Genomic DNA, 1,379 nt, shown 5'->3' on the forward strand with positions numbered 1-1,379 from the left:
TTTTTCAAAGATTCGGGCCAGCCTGACGGCCTCGGCAAAGGCTATTCCTTCATTTCAGTCCATTCGTCGTCAGCTGCGCCCACGGCCGCGCCGTTTGTGCCGCAGAACCTGTCCCAACTCCCGATTCTCTGGCGTGCGCTGCTCGGCTATTCGAACAATCGCATCAACTGATCGGCAGTCAATACCAACAAGCCAAACATCAAATGCGACATCACCTTGTCCGGACCGCGCACCCGGATGTTGCGTCCGCCGAATTCATCCTTGAGCCTTGCGTTGCTGCGCTCGGCCACGGTGCGCTCCTTGTAACGCACGGCGTCGGCAGGTTCAAACTCTTCCTTTGGCCCGCCGCGCGCGTTGTGGTCGATCAGCGGAACGTGGCCCAGACTGCGGCTATGCTCATGCAATTGCTTGCTGCAGTACGCCGCGTCCATCACGTCATACAGGTTCGTCACGCGCGCCGCCGTCATCGTCGCCAGCGGCACGGCCGCCTGGCTGTCATGCACGGAGGCGCTGGTGATAACGGCGCTGACCGGCACACCGCAATCGGCTGTGTCGATGTGTAGCTTGTAGCCGTTCCAACTATTCTTGTAGCCTTGCGCGTTGCACTTCGTACCGCGGTCGCAAACGCTGGGCAAATCGCGCAGCATTTCCGGCAACGTCTGCGTACGTTGCTGTCCGATCCTATTCACTTTCGGCGCCACCACTTCGATGCGTTCCTTTCGGCTGCGGCGAGGTTTCTTACTCTTGGGCGGCGTCGGCACCCGCATTTTCTTCGCAGGCTTTTCTCGCGCCTCGATTGCCGTGCCATCGCGGCTGATGTGGCCAATCAGCGCGCCGCCCAAGTGGTCCTTGACCAGCGCTTCGTGGACACGTTCAGCCAGTTTCGCTTGCGCAAATTCGGCAAAGGCACGCGAGAATGTGGCCTCGTCGGGCACCACCTTGGTCATCGAAAAACCGCACAAGCGCTTAAGTGAGCGGTCCATCGCGAGCCGCTCAATCAGCGCCCTGGTCGTGGCCAGGCCCAGAACCGCCTTGGCGACGAAGGCATTAGCGAGCGCGCTACGGTCATGCGGTTTGCGGCCGATTCCCTGCCAAGCATGCACCGTCCATTCTTCGATCCGAACCCAGTCGAGAATGTGCACCAGCTTCTCCAACTTCGGCGTGAGCGCGCCGCATTCTTGCTTCAATTCAGGCACCAATTCATGCTGGATCACACACCAGCGTTGCATGATCAGGTCGCGTCCGATAATATTCATGGTGTGGGCGTTTTGATGTTGTCTTCAGAACCAATATCATGCCAGAAATGGGCGCCCACGCCCCTCCATCATGCCGAGTCCGGCGATCAAATTCACACACGTGACCAGTTTTGCAAGTGCCTC

General features: G+C 59.2%; 1 protein-coding gene. It reads right to left on the bottom strand.

The window, feature by feature from the left end; translation table 11 throughout:
• Positions 1–146: 146 nt before the first annotated feature.
• Positions 147–1,256, bottom strand: coding sequence for a transposase (locus F2P46_RS35830; protein WP_166899279.1), 1,110 nt, complete (start codon positions 1,254–1,256; stop codon positions 147–149).
• Positions 1,257–1,379: the final 123 nt, after the last annotated feature.

The organism is Massilia sp. CCM 8734 (assembly GCF_011682155.1).
In the GTDB taxonomy this organism is placed as follows: domain Bacteria; phylum Pseudomonadota; class Gammaproteobacteria; order Burkholderiales; family Burkholderiaceae_D; genus Telluria_A; species Telluria_A rubra.